This window comes from Vibrio quintilis, from assembly GCF_024529975.1.
In the GTDB taxonomy this organism is placed as follows: domain Bacteria; phylum Pseudomonadota; class Gammaproteobacteria; order Enterobacterales; family Vibrionaceae; genus Vibrio; species Vibrio quintilis.
Map to the genome: position 1 here is coordinate 1,699,205 of NZ_AP024897.1, position 17,645 is coordinate 1,716,849.

The following is a 17,645-nucleotide window of genomic DNA, read 5'->3' on the forward strand; positions in this document are numbered from 1 at the left end:
GAAACCGGCTTTGTTCTGCAACAGATAATCGGATTTAACTTGTTTAAAGTCAAAAAAGTACGATATCTCATCACTGGGTAACCGCAAACCGGTGATTACCTCTCCATCATCACCGGATACATCCTGAATCTTACACCGAACAGATAAACATCAGTGTGTTTATTCTGATTCGTTTTTTCGTCCTTACAGGCGTTAAGGTGTTAAAGTATGTGCTACAACATCATTGATGTGCAAGTTTTTCGTAAAAAAAACTCATAAAATAAAACCCCCTGAGTGACACCGGATATTTCGTGTTCAAATCACTCAGACGTCAGCATAAAAAATATCAGTCAAGAAGGGAGAAAGTATGAAAAAAATCGACAAATCGGATGCATACTGGCAGGAACATTTAACCCATGAGCAGTATCATATTTGTCGGCAACGGGGGACGGAACCACCGTTTTCCGGCACACTGCTTCATCATAAAGAGTCGGGGCATTATCTGTGTACCTGCTGTAAGACGCCACTGTTTTCTCATCAGAATAAATACGATTCCGGGTGTGGCTGGCCAAGTTTTGATGCGCCGCTCAATGCTGAAGTGATCCGTTATTTACAGGACGACAGTCATGGCATGCAGCGAACGGAGATCCGCTGTGCCGCCTGCGACAGCCATCTCGGTCATGTGTTTGAAGACGGGCCGGCAACTACCGGTGAGCGCTACTGTGTGAATTCGGTTTCTTTGAAATTTCACGGTGACTCTGACGCATAAGGTACAAAAATCCCTGTCCCGGAAAAAGACCGTCTGACAGGGATTTACATTTCTGTGTCAGGATAATTTGAAAGGTGGTACATTCCTGCATTCTCTTTCCTTGAACTGTGCCGTTCGGCTGTACGCTGAATCATGCATTGTCAGGTTGCCTGGGTATATACCACGTTTATGATTCGGTGGCGGGAATTACTCTTCCGCTGGTGCCGGTGGATTCATCGCTTCGGCAATCAGAGAAGGCTTAAAGCGTTTGTTATTGATCGCACTGATAACCTTATCTGCAATATCATCGAGCTGACTGAATTTTTCATCAGAAAAACCGTAGATGATTTTCAGGTCCCGCTCCGAAGCAACCGGAACACCATACTCTTTACCGACAATCGCCCAGATATATGAATCCTCATTATGTCTGAGCAACCGGTTTAAGCTGGCGAGAGATTCCAGAATACTGACATTCAGAGTTTTCGGATCACTCAGCTGAAGTGCCCGGTTCAACAGTTTGATGGTTTTCTGCCGGTCTTTATCAATATAAAAGGTGGCCAGTGCGTACTGCATTCTGGCAGTGTTCAGCTCCTGGCTGCCTTCCATCCGGAGAAACTGACGGCGGGCATGTTTATTGCCGGTCTGGCTCCACAGGAAGTATAAGGACTCCGCTGTGTTGTACTTAAGTAACTCTTTTTCAAGTGCAGCCATGCTATTACCGGCATTGACATAAGCCATCGCCCGCTTGTTCTTGATTTCAGCCTGATTGATCGGCTGAATCTGGGCGGCAGTTTCAAGGCACTTTTTATACTCCTGAGTCAGCTTATATTCTTCAATTTTGTTGATATCCGTTGGATCCCTGAGAACATCAAGCCGATGCCAGACCAGGTTGGTCCGGGGCAGCCGGCACTGGCCGTCGTGCATATTCAGCTCTTCACAACGCAATCCGGGATTGTCTTTACACAGTTTATCCGTGTTGTTTTTATTTTCCAGACATCCGCTGATAACGAACGGGATGCCGGCAATGGTCAGATATTTCAGAAATTGTTTATACATGGCTTGTGATCAAATACTCGTATTGATTGCGTATTTCTTGACGTTAGATGTTAGGCAACCATTATGTGTATTCTCAGTCAATGATTCAAACAGAGAATCTTATGAATGCTCAACAATTAATAGAAATTATCACACCCGAAGCATATCAGCGCTTGCTGTATGCTGTTGAAACCGGCAAATGGCCTGAAGGTACGACACTTTCTCAGGAACAACGTGATGCCTGTATTCAGGCGGTTATGCTGTTTCAGTCTAAGCATAATACAGAACCGGAACATATGACAATTGCCGCAGGTGGCGAAGTTTGTTTTAAATCGAAATCTGAACTGAAACAACAGTTTCAAACCAAAGATGAGAATGAGATTTTGCGGGTCAGAACCAATGACCCGGCGCAGGATAACGCCGGGTAATCCGCTGGTGGTCATGGTCTGATGTCAGTATCAACCCGCTTTCTGCTGAAAGCCGGTTGATGACTGAATGAGGATTACAGGGTCATTTCACCACGCAGGACTTTTTGCATTTCAGCTTTTACTTCCGGATAAGACAACCCCTGACTCAACAGATAATGGAGTTTCGCCAGCGCTGCTTCCGGCGTCATATCAAATCCGCTGATGACACCGGCATCTGCCAGAGCACAGCCGGTGGCATAACCACTCATATTCACCTTTCCGGCCAGACACTGAGTCAGGTTGACCACAATCACTCCGCGCTCAGATGCGTCTTTCAGCTGTTCAAGCAACGGCTTGTTTTGTGGCGCGTTGCCGACACCAAAGGTCAACAGAATCATGGCATTGACCGGCTGAAGCAGGGTATTACGAATGACTTCGTGGGAAATGCCCGGATACATGGTAATGACACCGACAGGTTGTGGCGTAATATTGCTGACACGAAATTCGCCTTCGGGCTGCTGATTCAGTTCAACATTGCTGCTGACTTTAATATTGATACCGGCCTCAAGCAGCGGGGGCAGATTTGGTGAGGTAAAGGCGTTAAATCCATCGGCATGAGATTTTGTACTGCGGTTGCCGCGCATCAGCTGATTGTTGAAGAACAGCGTGACTTCATTGATCGGATAATTAGCCGCAATGTGTAATGCATTCAGAAGGTTCGCCTGACCGTCAGAGCGCAGTTCGGCCAGCGGAATCTGTGAACCGGTGACGATGACGGGCTTCCCTAAGTTTTCCAGCATAAAGGAGAGGGCTGATGCGGTATAGGCCATCGTATCTGTGCCGTGCAGGATGACAAACCCATCGTATTTCTCATAGTTTTCCCGGATATCATCGGCGATTGTCTGCCAGTCCGCGGGGGTCATATCCGATGAATCAATCAGGGGCGCATATTCGTGAATCGTGTATTCAGGCATTTCCGGGCGATGGAATTCCGGCATTGCCGCCAGCTGTTTTTCCATGAAGCCTGCGACAGGAATATAGCCGTGAGAAGATTTTTGCATACCGATGGTGCCACCGGTGTAGGCGATATAGATATGTTTTTTTGCCATGGCTGGAATGTACTTCATTTCTCGGTCATTAAGGCCGCTGATTATACATTCGTTCAGCGATAAAAAAAGGGATGAAATCTTCATCCCCTGGTGTGAATTTTTCTGTCTCAGGCTTTTTTATTTCACCTGGCAATTGAGACAAAAAGCATACTGGCCTTTCGGATCATTCAGCTCATTCAGGAACGAAGCGTCATTGATGATTTGTCTGGTGACCGGTCTGAGTGATTCCGGAACCAGAGATTCAATATTCAGCCCCAGCGATGCACGGGTTTCTGAAACCACATCCATCAGTATTTTTTCCATCGGAGAGAGCGGCTCTTCCATCCAGTCAAGCTGATACTGATGCGGCTGTAGTTGTGCCAGCTCCGCAGCAATCCGGACGGCATCATCAAAGTCACCTAACTGATCAACCAGACCAATTTTCAGTGCGTCTTTACCGGTCCAGACCCGGCCCTGCGCAATTTTATCCGCATCGCGGACGTTCATATTCCGGTGTTTGGCAACCAGAGAAATAAAGCGCTGATAGCCGTGTTCAATCGTCATTTGCAGGGCTTGTTTCGCACCATCAGAGAAGCCGGTGGCAATGCCCTGACCTGAGAACGGCGTTGTGCCGACACCGTCGGTGTAAACCCCGATGCGATCAAGGCTTTTCTCAAATGTCGTGATAACACTGAAGATGCCGATAGAGCCGGTGAGGGTAGTTGGCTGTGCCACGATTTTATCTGCACTGGATGAAATCCAGTAGCCGCCGGAAGCCGCCAGACTGGACATGGAAACCACTACAGGTTTACCGGCAGCTTTCAGGGCGTCAATTTCATTGCGGATGACCTCAGACGCAAAGGCGCTGCCACCGGGGCTGTCGACCCGCAGAACCACGGCTTTCACCTGATCATCCATGCGTGCTTCTCTCAGCAGCGCCGTGATATTTTCTGAACCGACCACATTTCGTTGCGGTTGCTTGCCATCCATAATGGTACCGGATGCCACCACGACAGCAACCCGTTGATTTTGATTTAAAACTTTCGGTGGCAATGATGCCTGATAGTCGTAATAACTGACAGACTGATAGCTGTCTTTGTCGTTACTGCCAAATGTCTGGGTCAGCTCGTCACGGACTTTCTTGCGGGGTGCCAGTTCATCAACCAGCCCCATTTGCAGCGACAAACGGGCCACATCGCCTTTGACACTTTCCAGACGGGCAAGAAAATCATCCATAGACAGTTTGAGGCTGTCAGATGTGATGCGCCGGTTGGTGGCGATATCGTTCAGATAGCCATCCCACAGCTGATTGACCCAGCGGTAATTGGCCCTGCGGGCCGCCTGCGACATATCATTACGGATAAACGGTTCCACCGCGGACTTATACGTGCCAACCCGGAAAATATGGGTATTGATGTCGAGTTTATCCAGCAGCGTTTTGTAATACATGCCGTAGGCACTGTAACCTTTCAGTAAGACCAGACCATCCGGAGACATAAAGATTTTGTCAGCATAGCTGGCCAGATAATACTGGCTTTGTGTGTAAATATCACCGATGGCAAAAACAGGTTTGCCACTGCTTTTAAATTCATTAATTGCTTTGGCAATGTAACGCAGTTTGGTCAGATTGGTTGCGGACATTTCCTGCAAGGACAACACCAGACCGGTGATTTGCTTGTCATCTTTCGCGTGACGAATGGTATCGACGATATCAAACAGCACATTTTCTTTCGGTAAAGATTCACCTAAGACGGAGTGACTGATGGAATCGATGGGTTTCAGATAAGAGGCTTTTTCAACAATCGGACCGGACAGGTTCAGGACCAGTGCGGAAGGCTGACGCGGAGCAGATACTGCCGTTTCATCAACTGACTGCAAATAAGCACCATAAATCACCAGTAAAAGAATTAAAAACACCAGGTTCATGATAGTGACACGGATGAAAGTGATACACTTCCAAATCCACTTAAAGAGAGTTCCGATAAATCTAAATATTGCTTTCATAACTTTCTGGCTGCTTTGGATGGATTGAAGTTGTGGTTTGATTCAGGCCACGGGCCTGTCAGATTCGTTTGCGATCCTACGTGATAACTTTAGCAGGAACAATCATAAACTTTGAATGAGGCTCCCGGAAATACGGGTAAAAATGACAGAAAAAAAAACGGCAGCGATTCAGTTCGCTGCCGTTGCGGTGACTGATGTGATCAGTCACTTACAGGATGACGGTTTTGTTGCCGTGTACGAAAACGTGATCATCCAGGACTTTATTCAGCGCCTTACTGAGAACATTTTTTTCAACATCACGACCGGCCTGCGCCATGTCTGATGCGCTGAATGTATGATCCACCGGGATAACATCCTGTTTGATAATCGGCCCTTCATCCAGATCATTGGTGACAAAGTGGGCGGTTGCACCGATGATTTTTACCCCACGCTGATAAGCCTGTTGATAAGGCTTGGCGCCGATAAATGCCGGCAGGAAACTGTGGTGAATATTAATGATCCGGTGATGATATTTCTCTACAAAGTCCGGTGTCAGTACCCGCATATATTTTGCCAGTACAATATAGTCAGGCTGATACTGATCGATAATTTCAGTCATCTGCTGTTCGTGTTCTTCACGCTCCAGCCCTTCATGCGAGACACAGTGATAAGGAATATCAAACCGTTCCGTCAGCCCCTGCAACCGATCATAGTTGCCGATCACCGCAGCGATTTCCACATCAAGTGCACCATCAAAACTTTTCATCAGGATATCACCCAGGCAGTGGGCTTCTTTGGTCACCATAATCACAATGCGTTTGCGGCATGAGTCAACCAGTTTGTATGTTGCGCCTTCAGGCAGGGCATGATTCAGATCATCAAGCAACGTTTCATCATTGAAATTACCTTCCAGTTCGGTACGCATGAAGAAGTGGCCGCAGGTATTATCAACAAATTCATTATTGTGAATGATATTGAGCTGATACTTGTAACAGATATTGGTGATCTTGGCGATTAATCCGGGCTCATCCACACAGTGGGTGAGGAGTGTTTTTCTTTCCATAATGACTGATAGTTTCCGACGAATTTTTTTGAGCTAAAAACAATTTCAGGATTGCCTGAATGATGACATATCCCACGGCGTAACGGATATAATTAATCTATTCTTAAGATAGTTTCAACTAAATAAGTGCATGGAATGACCGGAATGGCAGCAAGTATGCAAACAAGTGCTTTTGTGATTCACTGAAAAGGCAATCGTTTGCATGACATTTTTGGTATGGGAATGAATGGATTAATAATAATTTTCTCCGGTTGAAAAGGTAAATTTCTGATTTTGTAACGGTTATTGAACTTTTGTAATGGTTGTTGAACTTTTGTAATTGTTGTTAAACATAGTTGAGGTGGTTGCCATGGACAAAGATCTGCTTGCCCGGCGTTTATATACTGAACGCGTGAATGAAATTTTGGGAGAAAGTATGGTTGACGAAGAGATGCTGGAAGAAATGTGGGAAAACCGGGTTTCACCAGCTGATGCGGCAAAAATTATTGCAACCCGGGATAATGGTGTGGAAGCATCTCCCTGGCTGCATCGTTATCTGAATCGAAGGTAAACGGCTTTGCTGCCCATCTTTTTGCCTGAATGATCCGGCTGTTATCAGGTCAGCCTGCCCTGATAGCCGGAGTGACTTCCTGTGATTGTTCATCCTCTGTCGATGATGTCAGCATTGTTGTTGTCTGCAATTGTTACTGGTTTCCGGAGAAGAGATCGCACTCCGTTCTGAAACCTGACATAATCGGCTATTATTCATTTTTTCTTTGCATCATGACTGATACGATTTTTTCTGCGGGTGGCGCATTAAGTCAGGCCATTCCCGGTTTTCAGGCCAGACAGGCTCAGATTGATATGGCAAAAGCGGTCGCGCAGGCGATTACTGACCAGAGTCAGCTGGTGGTTGAAGCCGGTACCGGCACCGGCAAGACTTTTGCCTATCTGATTCCGGCCCTGATGAGCGGCAAAAAAGTCATTGTCAGCACCGGGTCGAAAAATCTTCAGGAACAGTTGTTCCACCGTGATTTACCGCTGATGATCAAGGCACTGTCTTTTTTCGGGCAGGTCTCGCTGCTGAAAGGCAGGGCCAATTACCTGTGTTTTGAACGCCTCAACCGGCAAATCATGGAAAGCCACAGCCCGGAAGTCGATGAACAGCGTTTTTCCCAGCTGATTCAGGTACGTGAATGGTCGTCCGCCACACAGACCGGTGATTTGGGTGAGTGTGAAGTCCTGCCGGAAGACAGCCCGGTTATTTCAACGATTACCTCGACCAACGATAACTGCATCGGGCGCGAGTGCCCGTCGTTTCAGGATTGCTTTGTCTCCAAGGCCCGGAAAAAAGCGATGGATGCCGATGTTGTGGTGGTCAACCATCATTTATTTCTCGCTGATCTGGCCCTGAAAGAGACCGGTTTTGGTGAGCTGATTCCTGAAGCCGATATTTTTATTTTCGATGAAGCGCACCAGCTGCCGGATATTGCCAGTCAGTATTTTGGTCAGTCTCTGACCAGCCGTCAGGTCACGGAGCTGGCCAAAGATATTGAAATTGGTTACCGCACCGAAGCCAAAGATATGCGCCAGTTGCAAAAGGTCAGTGAAAAGCTGACGCATACTGCACTGGATATCCGGGTGTGTTTGGGAGAAACCGGACAACGGGGCAACTGGCGGGATATGATCACGCAGCCCCGGATTAAAGACGCTGTGCAACGACTGGAAGAAAGTCTCGACTTTGCTGATGAAGTGCTGAAAATCGCGCTGGGTCGCAGCCAGTTGCTGGATAGTGCGTTTGAACGCATCACGTTGATCAAAGCCCGCCTGAAACGGGTGTGCGATGTCTCGATACCCGGCTACTCTTATTGGTTTGACACCACTCAGCGCCATTTCGGTTTACATATCACACCATTATCGGTGGCCGAAAAATTCCGTGAACAGATGGCGATGAAATCCGGCGCATGGATTTTCACCTCCGCGACGCTGGCAGTGAATGATGACTTCAGCCATTTCAGTCACCGCCTTGGCTTAGAGCCGTCACAGCAGTTCTCTTTACCCAGTCCGTTTGATTATCAAACACAGGCGCGCTTGTGTGTGCCCCGTTATTTGCCGGAGCCTAATTCACCCGGCATGGCGGATAAGCTGGTGGAGATGCTGACGCCGGTGATCCGGCAAAATCAGGGCCGTTGTTTTTTCCTCTGCACCTCACACCATATGATGCGTGAGCTGGGAGAACGTTTCCGGGAAGCACTTGAGTTACCGGTGCTGCTGCAGGGAGAAACCAGTAAAAGAAAGACGCTGGCTGAGTTTATGTCGCTGGGCAATGCATTGCTGGTTGCAACCGGTGCATTCTGGGAAGGGATCGACGTTAGAGGTGATGCACTAAGCTGTGTTATTATCGACAAATTACCGTTTACTGCGCCGGATGATCCGTTGCTGAAAGCCCGGATAGAAGACTGCCGTTTGCAGGGCGGCGATCCGTTTGATCAGGTCCAGTTACCGGAGGCGGTCATCACCCTCAAGCAGGGCGTCGGGCGTCTGATCCGGGACACGCAGGATAAAGGTGCGCTGATCATCTGCGATAACCGGCTGGTGACCCGGGATTATGGCCGTGTATTTCTGGCCAGTCTGCCGTCGATTCCGCGCACCAGAGATCTGACCCTGGTGCAGCAGTTTTTGCAGCAGGCTGCTTCGGAGACTCATCCTGAAGAAACGCAGTCTGAAGGCATACCGCATGACAATGAAAAAAGCGGAATCAGCGAAATAAGTGAACATAAAACCCTGTCTGATCATTCCTGACAGAAAATAAATTAGAGAGTTAAATGAGCGTAAAAATTCTTGCGATTGATACGTCAACAGAACACTGTTCTGTGGCGCTGGTGGTTGATGACCAATGGTTTGTTCGTCGGGAAGTGTCGCCAAGAGGGCATGCACAAAAAATCCTGCCGATGGTGGATGAAGTACTGAAAGAATCAGGAATGACGCTGAATGCACTGGATGCATTGGCATTTGGCCGCGGGCCGGGCAGTTTTACCGGAGTCCGGATTGGGGTTGGCATTGCGCAGGGGCTGGCGTTTGGTGCCGGATTACCTGTGATTCCGGTGTCAACACTGGAAGCGATGGCGCAGGGCGCATACCGCCAGGCCGGGGCGACGCACGTGGCGGCTGCCATTGATGCCCGGATGAGCGAAGTTTACTGGGGCCGTTATGCCCGTCAGGAAGACGAACGTTGGGCTGCGGTGACGCCAGAGTGTGTCATTGCACCAGAAACTCTGGTGTCACAGATGAATTCTGATCAGGAAACATGGTATGGTGCCGGAACCGGCTGGCAGGCATATCAGGACGCTTTATCAGGCCTGCCATTCAGTGTTGTATGCGGTGAAGTGCTTTACCCGGACGCTGAAGATATTGCTTTTCTGGCGACGCTGGCCTGGCAACGGGGAGAAACTGTGACCGCGGAAGAAGCAAGCCCGGTGTACCTGCGTGATCAGGTGGCCTGGAAAAAAATGCCGGGACGTACCTGAGCGACGATGCTCAGATCAGACAAAAAATCAGTGAAGGAGTAATATGGTTTCGATACAGGGATTGCCGCCACCGGGGATTTCCGGGACAGGAAAATCATCGAAAACATCAAAGGCGGGTAAAAAGCAGGAGGCGAAGAAAGCACAGTCTCCGGCGGGAACCCGTCAGCCGACTCAGGTCGCAAATGCGGTTTCGCATTCATTACAGGCGATTCAAAGCGCAGAGAATTACCAGAATAATCTGCAGTATGATTTACCGGAAGGACGGGCAAGGAAAGCGTTGGAAGAGTATTTTGATGTGATGAACCAGACCCGGCGCGAAGAACTGGCGCAAATGCTGGGTGTAGATATTTACATCTGATTTACCCTGTTGCTTTATTCCGTGATGTCGCTGTCATCTTATTGTAAAATAGCCTTTTCTGCCCGTCGCTGAACGCGGCGGGTGATATCGTTCTGATGATCGGGCTCCTGAATGTAACATCATGCTGACTCAAAAAACCTATCATATTTCCGGCAACCAACTGGCTGCCCTTGAATCCGGTACACCATCCGCCACAGGCATCTCCGTCGTTTTTTTACATGGCTGGCTGGATAATGCTGCCAGTTTCAGCCCGGTGCTGGCGCGGCTGGAAATGGACACGCCCGGAGTCCATTTTTGCGCACTTGACCTGCCCGGGCATGGTTTGTCCGGTCATAAATCCACCGGGAATTATTATACGTTTCACGATTACATAGATGATGTCCATCAAGTTTTAACGGACATCCCGGCAAAAACTGTGATTTTAGCCGGCCATTCTCTTGGTGGATTAATTGCAAGTTGTTATAGTGCCGCTTTCCCGGAAAGGGTTAGTGATATAATTCTCATTGAAGCGCTCGGGCCGTTGGCTGAATCGCCACAGGATTGTGTCCGGCGTCTCAGGAACGGCGTATTGAGCCGGGAGCGGATTCGTCGCAAAGTTGCGAAAAAAGGGTTCCGGAGTCTGCAACAGGCGCTGTCACTCAGAGCGAATCGTTCAGGTGTTGCGGAAAAATGTATCCGGCCACTGGTTGAGCGGGGACTGGAGATGCGTGATGACCGCTGGTTCTGGCGGGCTGATCCGATGTTATCAGCCGACTCGCTGTACCGGATGGCAGAATCTCACGCAACTGCTATTCTGAAAGCAATTCAATGCCCTGTCACATTGATTCGCGGTACGCAGGGTTATGAATACCTCATGCAGCCGGAACGACTTAGTTTGATGGAGAATATCACAGTTCATACTTTACCCGGTGGACATCACTGCCATCTGGAGCAGCCTGATCAGGTTGCACAAATGATTGATGGCGTGGTGAGAAAACGACAAAAGCTTTCCGGACTTTATTGATAAGGATCCGGAGCGTCAGGGAATGACTCAGTCGAGACACTGGTTGTTTAGTGCTGAAGTGTCCGGCGTCGATTGAAAGAATAAATAAAGGCGGCTGTCTGCATCGCAGATGACCGCATGTATGAGGAGTATCTTAAGTGAATCAACCCTGGCTGGCGCGTCGCCCACACGATGTGCCGAATACGATTCATCCTGATGATTATTCATCTCTGATTGAAATGTTTGAAAATTCGGTCAGAAAATTTGCTGACCAGCCGGCATTTGTCAATATGGGCACGGTCATGACATTTCGCAAGCTGGAAGAGCGGAGCCGTGCTTTTGCAGCATATCTGCAAAATGAACTGCACCTGAAAAAAGGTGACCGGGTCGCGCTGATGATGCCTAATTTGCTGCAATATCCGGTTGCCTTGTTTGGGGTGCTGCGGGCAGGATTAGTTGTTGTGAATGTCAATCCGCTCTATAAACCCAGAGAGCTGGAACATCAGTTAAATGACGGAGAAGTGGAGACCATTGTCATTGTGTCCAACTTCGCCTGTTCTTTGCAGACCGTGCTGAAAAATACCCCGGTTAAAAATATTATCATCACCAGCCTCGGCCAGATGTTACCCAGAGCAAAAGGGACACTGGTAGATTTTGCGGTGAAATATATCAAACGTCTTGTCCCGCACTATCATATTCCCGGCGCTGTTTCGATGCGTCAGGCGATTCGCCGGGGACGGCGTCTGCAGTATGTGAAGCCACGGATTGAGGGCGATGACATCGCGTTTCTGCAATATACCGGTGGTACAACCGGCGTTGCGAAAGGGGCAGTGTTATCCCACCGCAATGTTGTATCGAACGTGATGCAGGCCAAAGCTGCATACAACAGTCTGTTTTCTGAAGGCCGGGATCTGGTTGTGACGGCGCTGCCGCTTTATCATATTTTTGCTCTGAGTATGAATTGCCTGCTGTTTATTGAAATGGGCGGGCAAAACCTTCTGATTACCAACCCGCGGGATATTCCCGGTTTCGTCAAAGAGTTGCAGCGTTATCCGTTTACTGCGATTACCGGTGTGAATACCTTGTTTAATGCATTATTAAACAATGAAGCGTTCGATCAGATTGATTTTTCCCATATGCGGCTGTCTGTCGCGGGCGGCACTTCCGTCCAGCGCGCGGTTGCAGAAAGGTGGAAGCAGGTGACCGGCAGACATTTACTTGAAGGTTATGGCCTGACAGAATGTTCGCCACTGGTTGCCGGAAACCCTTACGATGAAACGGAATATACCGGTGCTATCGGGATTCCTGTGCCTTCGACTGAGTTGCGGATTGTCAATGACGATGGGGAAGTGCTGCCGTTTGATCAGGTGGGAGAGCTCCAGGTTCGTGGTCCGCAGGTCATGCGGGGTTACTGGAATAATGAAGCGGCAACCCGTGAAGTGCTGACTGAAGATGGCTGGCTGTCTACGGGAGATGTGGTCCGGTGTGATGAGCAGGGCGTGTTCTATATTGTTGACCGCAAAAAAGATATGATTCTGGTCTCCGGGTTTAATGTGTATCCGAATGAGATTGAAGATGTGGTTTCTATGCATGATAAAGTGCTGGAAGTCGCAGCCATCGGCGAGCCGCATCATGTTTCCGGAGAAATTGTCAAAGTCGTGGTGGTTAAGCGTGATTTGTCTCTAACCAAGGAAGAAATTATCACGCATTGCCGTGAATACCTGACCGGTTATAAGATTCCGAAACTGGTGGAATTCCGGGATGAATTGCCAAAAACCAATGTCGGTAAAATTTTGCGCCGCGCACTCAAAGAACAAAGTCTGGCACTGGAAGCACAACAGACAATGGAACAGGCGTAACAGGCCTGATCAGGTTGTGGAAATGCCGGCGCCCGTGTCGGCATTTTTATTCGCCTGAGATACCCGGCAGGTTGAACACTCTGTTTTCAGCTTGCCCGGATTAAACAAAATAAGCAGGTTATTAGTGGAATATCAAATAATTACCGGTTCTGAAGAACTGGCAGCAGTATGTACACAAGCGATGGCGCATCCGGTGGTGATGCTGGATACCGAGTTTGTCCGGATCAGAACTTTTCATGCGAAGCTGGGGTTGATCCAGCTGTATGACGGGGAAACACTTTCCCTGATTGACCCGACGAGAATCCAAGATATGTCGCCATTTGTCCGCTTGCTGCAGGCACCGGATGTGTTGAAAGTATTACATGCTTGTGGTGAAGATCTGGAAGTGTTTTACCATGAGTTTGACTGTACGCCGGCACCGATGCTGGATACGCAGATTATGGCTGCCTTTCTCGGATACGGTTTATCAACCGGATTTGCTGCGCTGGTCAATGATGTGGTTGGCATTGAGCTGGATAAAAGTGAATCCCGCACCGACTGGATGGCGAGGCCGCTGTCACCAAGACAGCTCGAATATGCCGCGGCAGATGTATTTTACCTGATGCCGGTCTATCAGCATCTGTCTGAGCGTCTGGAATCCACTGCATGGCGGGAAGCGGCTGATGAAGAATCTATGCTGCAGAGCCAAAAACGAATTGTCGCGCCGGATGTTGAAAAAGCGTATCTGAATGTCAAAGGTGCGTGGCAGCTGAAACCGAGACAGCTGGCGACTCTGAAGCTGATTGCCAGCTGGCGCCTTGAAGAAGCGATGAAGCGGGATTTGGCGTTAAACTTTGTGGTCAAAGAGGCCGAGCTACTGACCATTGCCCGTTTAGGGCTGAATGCGACAAAACGTATGCTGGCTGAAGGCATTCATCCCAAATTTGTTAAACGCAGTGGTAACCATATTTGTCAGCTGGTCAGAAAAGCTCAGGAACTGGAAGCAGACCAGTATCCGGCAACGATTGTGCCTGTGTCTGACTATCCGGGATATAAGCAGCTGTTTAAGGTGCTGAAAACGAAGGTAAATGAGGTGGCGGAAGCGCAGAACCTTGCGACTGAATTTGTGGCATCACGTAAGCAGTTAAATGATCTGATCAGCTGGATCTGGAAACATCAGGAAGCCGGGAATAAAACTCCGGATTTGATGCAGGGCTGGAGAAAGCCACTGCTGGGTGAGACCTTATATCAGATGATTAAGTCATCCGCGGAATAAGAACGGATTCCGGGAATAAAAAACGCCGTGATGACCACGGCGTTTTTGTGTGCAATATGTGCTGATATTATTTTCTGTCAGTCATTTTCATCATCGGGCAGTTTGACATTCAGCTCAAGTACAGCCAGTTCATCGTCTTTCTGTTCAAATGACAGCTCAACCATGTCCGGATTCACATCGACATATTTTGCAATCACTTTCAGAATGTCTTCTTTCAGCTGTGGCAGATAATCCGGCGCCGGGTCGTCATGGCTGCGGCGTTCGGCAACAATGATCTGTAACCGCTCTTTTGCCATACTGGCTGATGTCTGTTTTTTCGGGCGGAAGAACTCAAGTAATGACATGATTTAGCCTCCGAACAACCGCTGAAAAATACCACGTTTCGGCTCGGTCAGAAAACGAAATTCAACCGCATTGCCAAGCAGACGATCCACTGTATCCAGATACGCTTGTCCGGCATCAGACTGTTCATCGAAGATCACCGGAATTCCTTTGTTAGACGCATTCAGCACCGCCTGACTTTCAGGAATCACACCCATCAGCGGGATATGCAAAATGTCTTCAACATCATGAATACTCAGCATTTCTCCCTGATTCACCCGGGCCGGATGATAACGGGTCAGCAGTAAGTGTTGCTTAATCGGTTCCAGCCCTTGCTCTGCACGCAACGACTTTGAATCAAGAATGCCCAGAATCCGGTCAGAGTCCCGGACGGAAGAGACTTCCGGGTTGGTGGTAATAATCGCTTCATCGGCAAAGTAGAGTGCCATCAGCGCGCCCTGTTCAATACCTGCCGGAGAGTCACAAATAATAAAGTCAAACTCCATATCATTGAGTTCATCAAGCACACGTTTCACGCCATCATGGGTAAGTGCATCTTTATCTCTGGTTTGGGACGCGGGAAGGATAAATAAGTTTTCAGTGCGTTTGTCCTTGATCATGGCCTGATTCAGGGTCGCTTCACCCTGAATGACATTGACGAAATCGTAAACAACCCGACGTTCACATCCCATAATCAGATCGAGATTGCGCAAGCCGATATCAAAATCGATCACGACAGTCTTGTTACCTTTCAGGGCTAATCCCGACGCAATTGCTGCACTTGAAGTTGTTTTCCCTACGCCGCCTTTCCCGGACGTCACAACAATAATACGTGCCATTGGTTTTGCTTTCCTTTCATTATCTGTTTGTTAAATTGTTAATTTGTCAACATGAAGCGTTTCATCGTTATAGCTGAGAATGACTTTTTGCTGCCAGAAATCTTCAGCGATCTGCTCACTCAGCCAGTAGTTCCCGGCTATTGAAACCAGTTCCGCCTGCAAGTTATTACATATAATTTTAGCTTCTTTTTGTCCGCTTGCACCGGCAATTGCACGACCTTTCAGGTTGCCGTGAATATGAATAGAACCATCTGCAATGACTTCAGCGCCGGGGCTGACATGATTCAGAATCACTAAATCCGCATCTTTGGCGTAGATTTGCTGACCGGAACGGATCGGATGCCTGACCACTTTTGCCGGTTGCATTTCTGCAGGGGCCTGAGAAGGCGCTTTACTGGCCGTCATCACCGCAAACCCGGCGGCAGTCGCCTGATTTTGTGTGCGCTTGTCTTTGGCGCCGGCAATGCCGACCGGAACCATCCCGACTTCGTGGATACAGTGTTTTAGCTGACTGAAGTCGATATCTTCCTTCACCTGAGACACATTAATAACCACCGGTGCAAAGGCAAAAAAGGCCGGCGCCTGGGTGATTTTCTCTTTCAGCAGAGTCAGTGTTTTTGAAATATCGTTATCGGTCAGATGTAGTACTGACAAAGTAAAACTGCTACCTTTTAAGTCAGGTAATAATGACATAAATAAGCCGGACCTCAGTCTTTAAGTATTTTTAGAAAGGTACTTCTGAAATGAAGCGGTTCTGAACAACTTCAGAAAGCTTCACAATGCTCAGGTTCGTCATGTTATATTCACTGACTTAACTCGGCAAGTTATCTTATCCACACATTGACGTTTTTATTGTTAATTTTATGTTCAGTAAAGGTCATTGATATGAGTGTGATTGATAAAATGATAAATCCGGTCTACTGAAATCTTGAAGAAAAAGGCAAATCATGCTGTGCTCTGTTTATAAAAGTATTCGTAAAGATGGTGCGTATTTGTACGTGATGAAAAAAGGGGACTTTTCTCAGGTTCCGGAACAGCTGATGACCATGTTCGGCCCACCTTCTCTGATGATGACATTTAATCTGGAAGGGAGAAAACTGGCGCATGTTGATGTCAATAAGGTGAAAGCGTCACTGGAATCTGATGGTTTTTTTCTTCAGTTGCCACCACCACCGGAAAATGTACTTGAAACGTATAAAGCGATGAAAGCAGCACAAATGCAGTCGCACACAGAGTAGGGAGATAAGATGAAGAGGTTATGGTTAGCCGGATTAGGGATGATGTTGAGCCTGACGGCGAGCGCCCGGACAGTTTCATTCGAAGCGTACATTGATGCATTTAAACAGCAGGCTGAGCAGGCCGGCATCTCACATGAAACTGTAGAAGCCGCATTTCGTGATGTAGCGTACAGACACCGTACGGTTGTGGCCGATAAAAACCAGCCTGAAAAGAAGCTGACGCTGGATGAATATATTCCGCGGGCAGTGCCTGACTGGAAAGTAAAAAAAGCAAAGAAACTCTACCAAAAACATTATGCCGCGTTGCAGCAGGTCAGCCGGGAATATGGTGTTCAGCCGCAGTATATTGTTGCTCTGTGGGGTGTGGAGAGTAATTTCGGTGCGCTGACGGGCCGTCATTATGTAATGAGTGCGCTGGCAACCCTGGCTTATGATGGCCGCCGTGAAGCATTTTTCCGTAAAGAGATGATGGCCGCCCTGAAAATCATTGAAGATGATCATATTGACCCGCATGACATGAAAGGCTCGTGGGCCGGAGCCATGGGGCAGTGTCAGTTTATGCCCAGCTCTTTCTTAACATTTGCCGTTGACGGTAATCATGACGGTAAGATTGATATCTGGAAAACCAAAGCCGATGTGTTTGCTTCGACTGCCAATTACCTGCACCGCTCCGGCTGGGATAATCAGTACCGCTGGGGGCGTCAGGTGCATTTACCGCGTGGTTTTGATATGTCGCTGGAAGGACGCCATAAAGGCAAAGCTAAAACACTCCGGGAATGGCGTCGGCTGGGCGTAACCCGTTATAACGGCCAGCCGTTGCCCGCACCGGCAAAAGAGATCAAAGCATGGTTGGTGGCACCGGATGATGAGAAAGGCCGGGCATATCTGATTTACAATAATTACAATGTGTTGATGAAGTGGAATCGTTCGCACTATTTTGCGCTGGCAGTCAGCCATCTGGCAGACAGGATTGTCAGTCGCTGA

Annotated in this window: 17 protein-coding genes and 1 pseudogene; 11 read left to right on the plus strand and 7 right to left on the minus strand. The window is 48.3% G+C overall.

What is annotated here, in order from left to right:
• Positions 1-346: 346 nt before the first annotated feature.
• On the plus strand, positions 347-748 hold the full coding sequence (gene msrB / locus OC443_RS08065; protein ID WP_073585781.1) for a peptide-methionine (R)-S-oxide reductase MsrB: 402 nt from the start codon (positions 347-349) through the stop codon (positions 746-748).
• A 186-nt stretch (positions 749-934) separates the two neighbouring features.
• On the opposite strand, the gene OC443_RS08070 is transcribed toward msrB, so the two are convergent.
• Positions 935-1,783 (minus strand): DUF2989 domain-containing protein, encoded by an 849-nt coding sequence (locus OC443_RS08070; protein ID WP_073585780.1) that lies wholly within the window; start codon positions 1,781-1,783, stop codon positions 935-937.
• A gap of 101 nt (positions 1,784-1,884) precedes the next feature.
• Between OC443_RS08070 and OC443_RS08075 the strand changes: the two genes are divergently transcribed.
• Positions 1,885-2,190: a YeaC family protein gene (locus OC443_RS08075; RefSeq protein ID WP_073585779.1), complete on the plus strand. Its 306-nt coding sequence runs from the start codon at positions 1,885-1,887 to the stop codon at positions 2,188-2,190.
• Positions 2,191-2,264: 74 nt separating this feature from the next.
• On the opposite strand, the gene ansA is transcribed toward OC443_RS08075, so the two are convergent.
• From ansA to purU, 3 genes are all read right to left on the minus strand, one after another.
• Positions 2,265-3,278, minus strand: a complete 1,014-nt coding sequence (gene ansA, locus OC443_RS08080) for an asparaginase (protein ID WP_073585792.1) — start codon at positions 3,276-3,278, stop codon at positions 2,265-2,267.
• A gap of 117 nt (positions 3,279-3,395) precedes the next feature.
• Positions 3,396-5,261: a signal peptide peptidase SppA gene (gene sppA / locus OC443_RS08085; RefSeq protein WP_073585778.1), complete on the minus strand. Its 1,866-nt coding sequence runs from the start codon at positions 5,259-5,261 to the stop codon at positions 3,396-3,398.
• Between the two features lie 208 nt (positions 5,262-5,469).
• A complete protein-coding gene (purU, locus tag OC443_RS08090; protein ID WP_073585777.1) occupies positions 5,470-6,303 on the minus strand; it encodes a formyltetrahydrofolate deformylase in 834 nt (277 codons plus the stop codon).
• Positions 6,304-6,652: 349 nt separating this feature from the next.
• On the opposite strand from purU, the gene OC443_RS08095 reads away from it, so the two are divergent.
• The 7 genes and pseudogenes from OC443_RS08095 (at position 6,653) to rnd (ending at position 14,263) form a co-directional block, all read left to right on the plus strand.
• A complete protein-coding gene (locus OC443_RS08095) occupies positions 6,653-6,853 on the plus strand; it encodes a hypothetical protein (RefSeq protein ID WP_073585776.1) in 201 nt (66 codons plus the stop codon).
• 212 nt (positions 6,854-7,065) lie between these two features.
• Positions 7,066-8,976, plus strand: a pseudogene (locus OC443_RS08100) (ATP-dependent DNA helicase); the annotation flags it as partial.
• A 131-nt stretch (positions 8,977-9,107) separates the two neighbouring features.
• Positions 9,108-9,809 (plus strand): tRNA (adenosine(37)-N6)-threonylcarbamoyltransferase complex dimerization subunit type 1 TsaB, encoded by a 702-nt coding sequence (tsaB, locus tag OC443_RS08105; RefSeq protein ID WP_073585775.1) that lies wholly within the window; start codon positions 9,108-9,110, stop codon positions 9,807-9,809.
• Positions 9,810-9,852: 43 nt separating this feature from the next.
• Positions 9,853-10,167, plus strand: a complete 315-nt coding sequence (locus OC443_RS08110) for a chromosome partitioning protein ParA (protein WP_073585774.1) — start codon at positions 9,853-9,855, stop codon at positions 10,165-10,167.
• A gap of 124 nt (positions 10,168-10,291) precedes the next feature.
• Positions 10,292-11,170, plus strand: a complete 879-nt coding sequence (locus tag OC443_RS08115; protein ID WP_083601751.1) for an alpha/beta fold hydrolase — start codon at positions 10,292-10,294, stop codon at positions 11,168-11,170.
• A 137-nt stretch (positions 11,171-11,307) separates the two neighbouring features.
• On the plus strand, positions 11,308-13,008 hold the full coding sequence (gene fadD / locus OC443_RS08120; RefSeq protein ID WP_073585772.1) for a long-chain-fatty-acid--CoA ligase FadD: 1,701 nt from the start codon (positions 11,308-11,310) through the stop codon (positions 13,006-13,008).
• A gap of 124 nt (positions 13,009-13,132) precedes the next feature.
• Positions 13,133-14,263 (plus strand): ribonuclease D, encoded by a 1,131-nt coding sequence (gene rnd, locus OC443_RS08125; RefSeq protein ID WP_073585771.1) that lies wholly within the window; start codon positions 13,133-13,135, stop codon positions 14,261-14,263.
• 77 nt (positions 14,264-14,340) lie between these two features.
• Here the strand turns inward: rnd and minE are convergent, their stop codons facing one another.
• The 3 genes from minE to minC are packed head-to-tail and all read right to left on the minus strand — an operon-like array spanning position 14,341 to position 16,116.
• A complete protein-coding gene (gene minE, locus OC443_RS08130) occupies positions 14,341-14,607 on the minus strand; it encodes a cell division topological specificity factor MinE (RefSeq protein ID WP_073585770.1) in 267 nt (88 codons plus the stop codon).
• A gap of 3 nt (positions 14,608-14,610) precedes the next feature.
• Positions 14,611-15,423 carry a septum site-determining protein MinD gene (minD, locus tag OC443_RS08135; RefSeq protein WP_073585769.1) on the minus strand — a complete coding sequence of 271 codons (813 nt, stop codon included), beginning with the start codon at positions 15,421-15,423 and terminating at the stop codon, positions 14,611-14,613.
• A gap of 30 nt (positions 15,424-15,453) precedes the next feature.
• On the minus strand, positions 15,454-16,116 hold the full coding sequence (gene minC / locus OC443_RS08140) for a septum site-determining protein MinC (RefSeq protein WP_073585768.1): 663 nt from the start codon (positions 16,114-16,116) through the stop codon (positions 15,454-15,456).
• A 254-nt stretch (positions 16,117-16,370) separates the two neighbouring features.
• On the opposite strand from minC, the gene OC443_RS08145 reads away from it, so the two are divergent.
• Both OC443_RS08145 and OC443_RS08150 read left to right on the plus strand, forming a co-directional pair.
• Positions 16,371-16,661 (plus strand): YcgL domain-containing protein, encoded by a 291-nt coding sequence (locus OC443_RS08145; RefSeq protein ID WP_073585767.1) that lies wholly within the window; start codon positions 16,371-16,373, stop codon positions 16,659-16,661.
• Positions 16,662-16,670: 9 nt separating this feature from the next.
• A complete protein-coding gene (locus tag OC443_RS08150) occupies positions 16,671-17,645 on the plus strand; it encodes a lytic murein transglycosylase (RefSeq protein WP_073585766.1) in 975 nt (324 codons plus the stop codon).

Excerpts from the sequence above, each read along its gene's own strand:
- msrB (WP_073585781.1), top strand. The coding sequence starts at position 347 with ATGAAAAAAATCGACAAATCGGATGCATACTGGCAGGAACATTTAACC.
- OC443_RS08070 (WP_073585780.1), bottom strand. The coding sequence starts at position 1,783 with ATGTATAAACAATTTCTGAAATATCTGACCATTGCCGGCATCCCGTTC.
- OC443_RS08075 (WP_073585779.1), top strand. The coding sequence starts at position 1,885 with ATGAATGCTCAACAATTAATAGAAATTATCACACCCGAAGCATATCAG.
- ansA (WP_073585792.1), bottom strand. The coding sequence starts at position 3,278 with ATGGCAAAAAAACATATCTATATCGCCTACACCGGTGGCACCATCGGT.
- sppA (WP_073585778.1), bottom strand. The coding sequence starts at position 5,261 with ATGAAAGCAATATTTAGATTTATCGGAACTCTCTTTAAGTGGATTTGG.
- purU (WP_073585777.1), bottom strand. The coding sequence starts at position 6,303 with ATGGAAAGAAAAACACTCCTCACCCACTGTGTGGATGAGCCCGGATTA.
- OC443_RS08095 (WP_073585776.1), top strand. The coding sequence starts at position 6,653 with ATGGACAAAGATCTGCTTGCCCGGCGTTTATATACTGAACGCGTGAAT.
- tsaB (WP_073585775.1), top strand. The coding sequence starts at position 9,108 with ATGAGCGTAAAAATTCTTGCGATTGATACGTCAACAGAACACTGTTCT.
- OC443_RS08110 (WP_073585774.1), top strand. The coding sequence starts at position 9,853 with ATGGTTTCGATACAGGGATTGCCGCCACCGGGGATTTCCGGGACAGGA.
- minE (WP_073585770.1), bottom strand. The coding sequence starts at position 14,607 with ATGTCATTACTTGAGTTCTTCCGCCCGAAAAAACAGACATCAGCCAGT.
- minD (WP_073585769.1), bottom strand. The coding sequence starts at position 15,423 with ATGGCACGTATTATTGTTGTGACGTCCGGGAAAGGCGGCGTAGGGAAA.
- minC (WP_073585768.1), bottom strand. The coding sequence starts at position 16,116 with ATGTCATTATTACCTGACTTAAAAGGTAGCAGTTTTACTTTGTCAGTA.
- OC443_RS08145 (WP_073585767.1), top strand. The coding sequence starts at position 16,371 with ATGCTGTGCTCTGTTTATAAAAGTATTCGTAAAGATGGTGCGTATTTG.
- OC443_RS08150 (WP_073585766.1), top strand. The coding sequence starts at position 16,671 with ATGAAGAGGTTATGGTTAGCCGGATTAGGGATGATGTTGAGCCTGACG.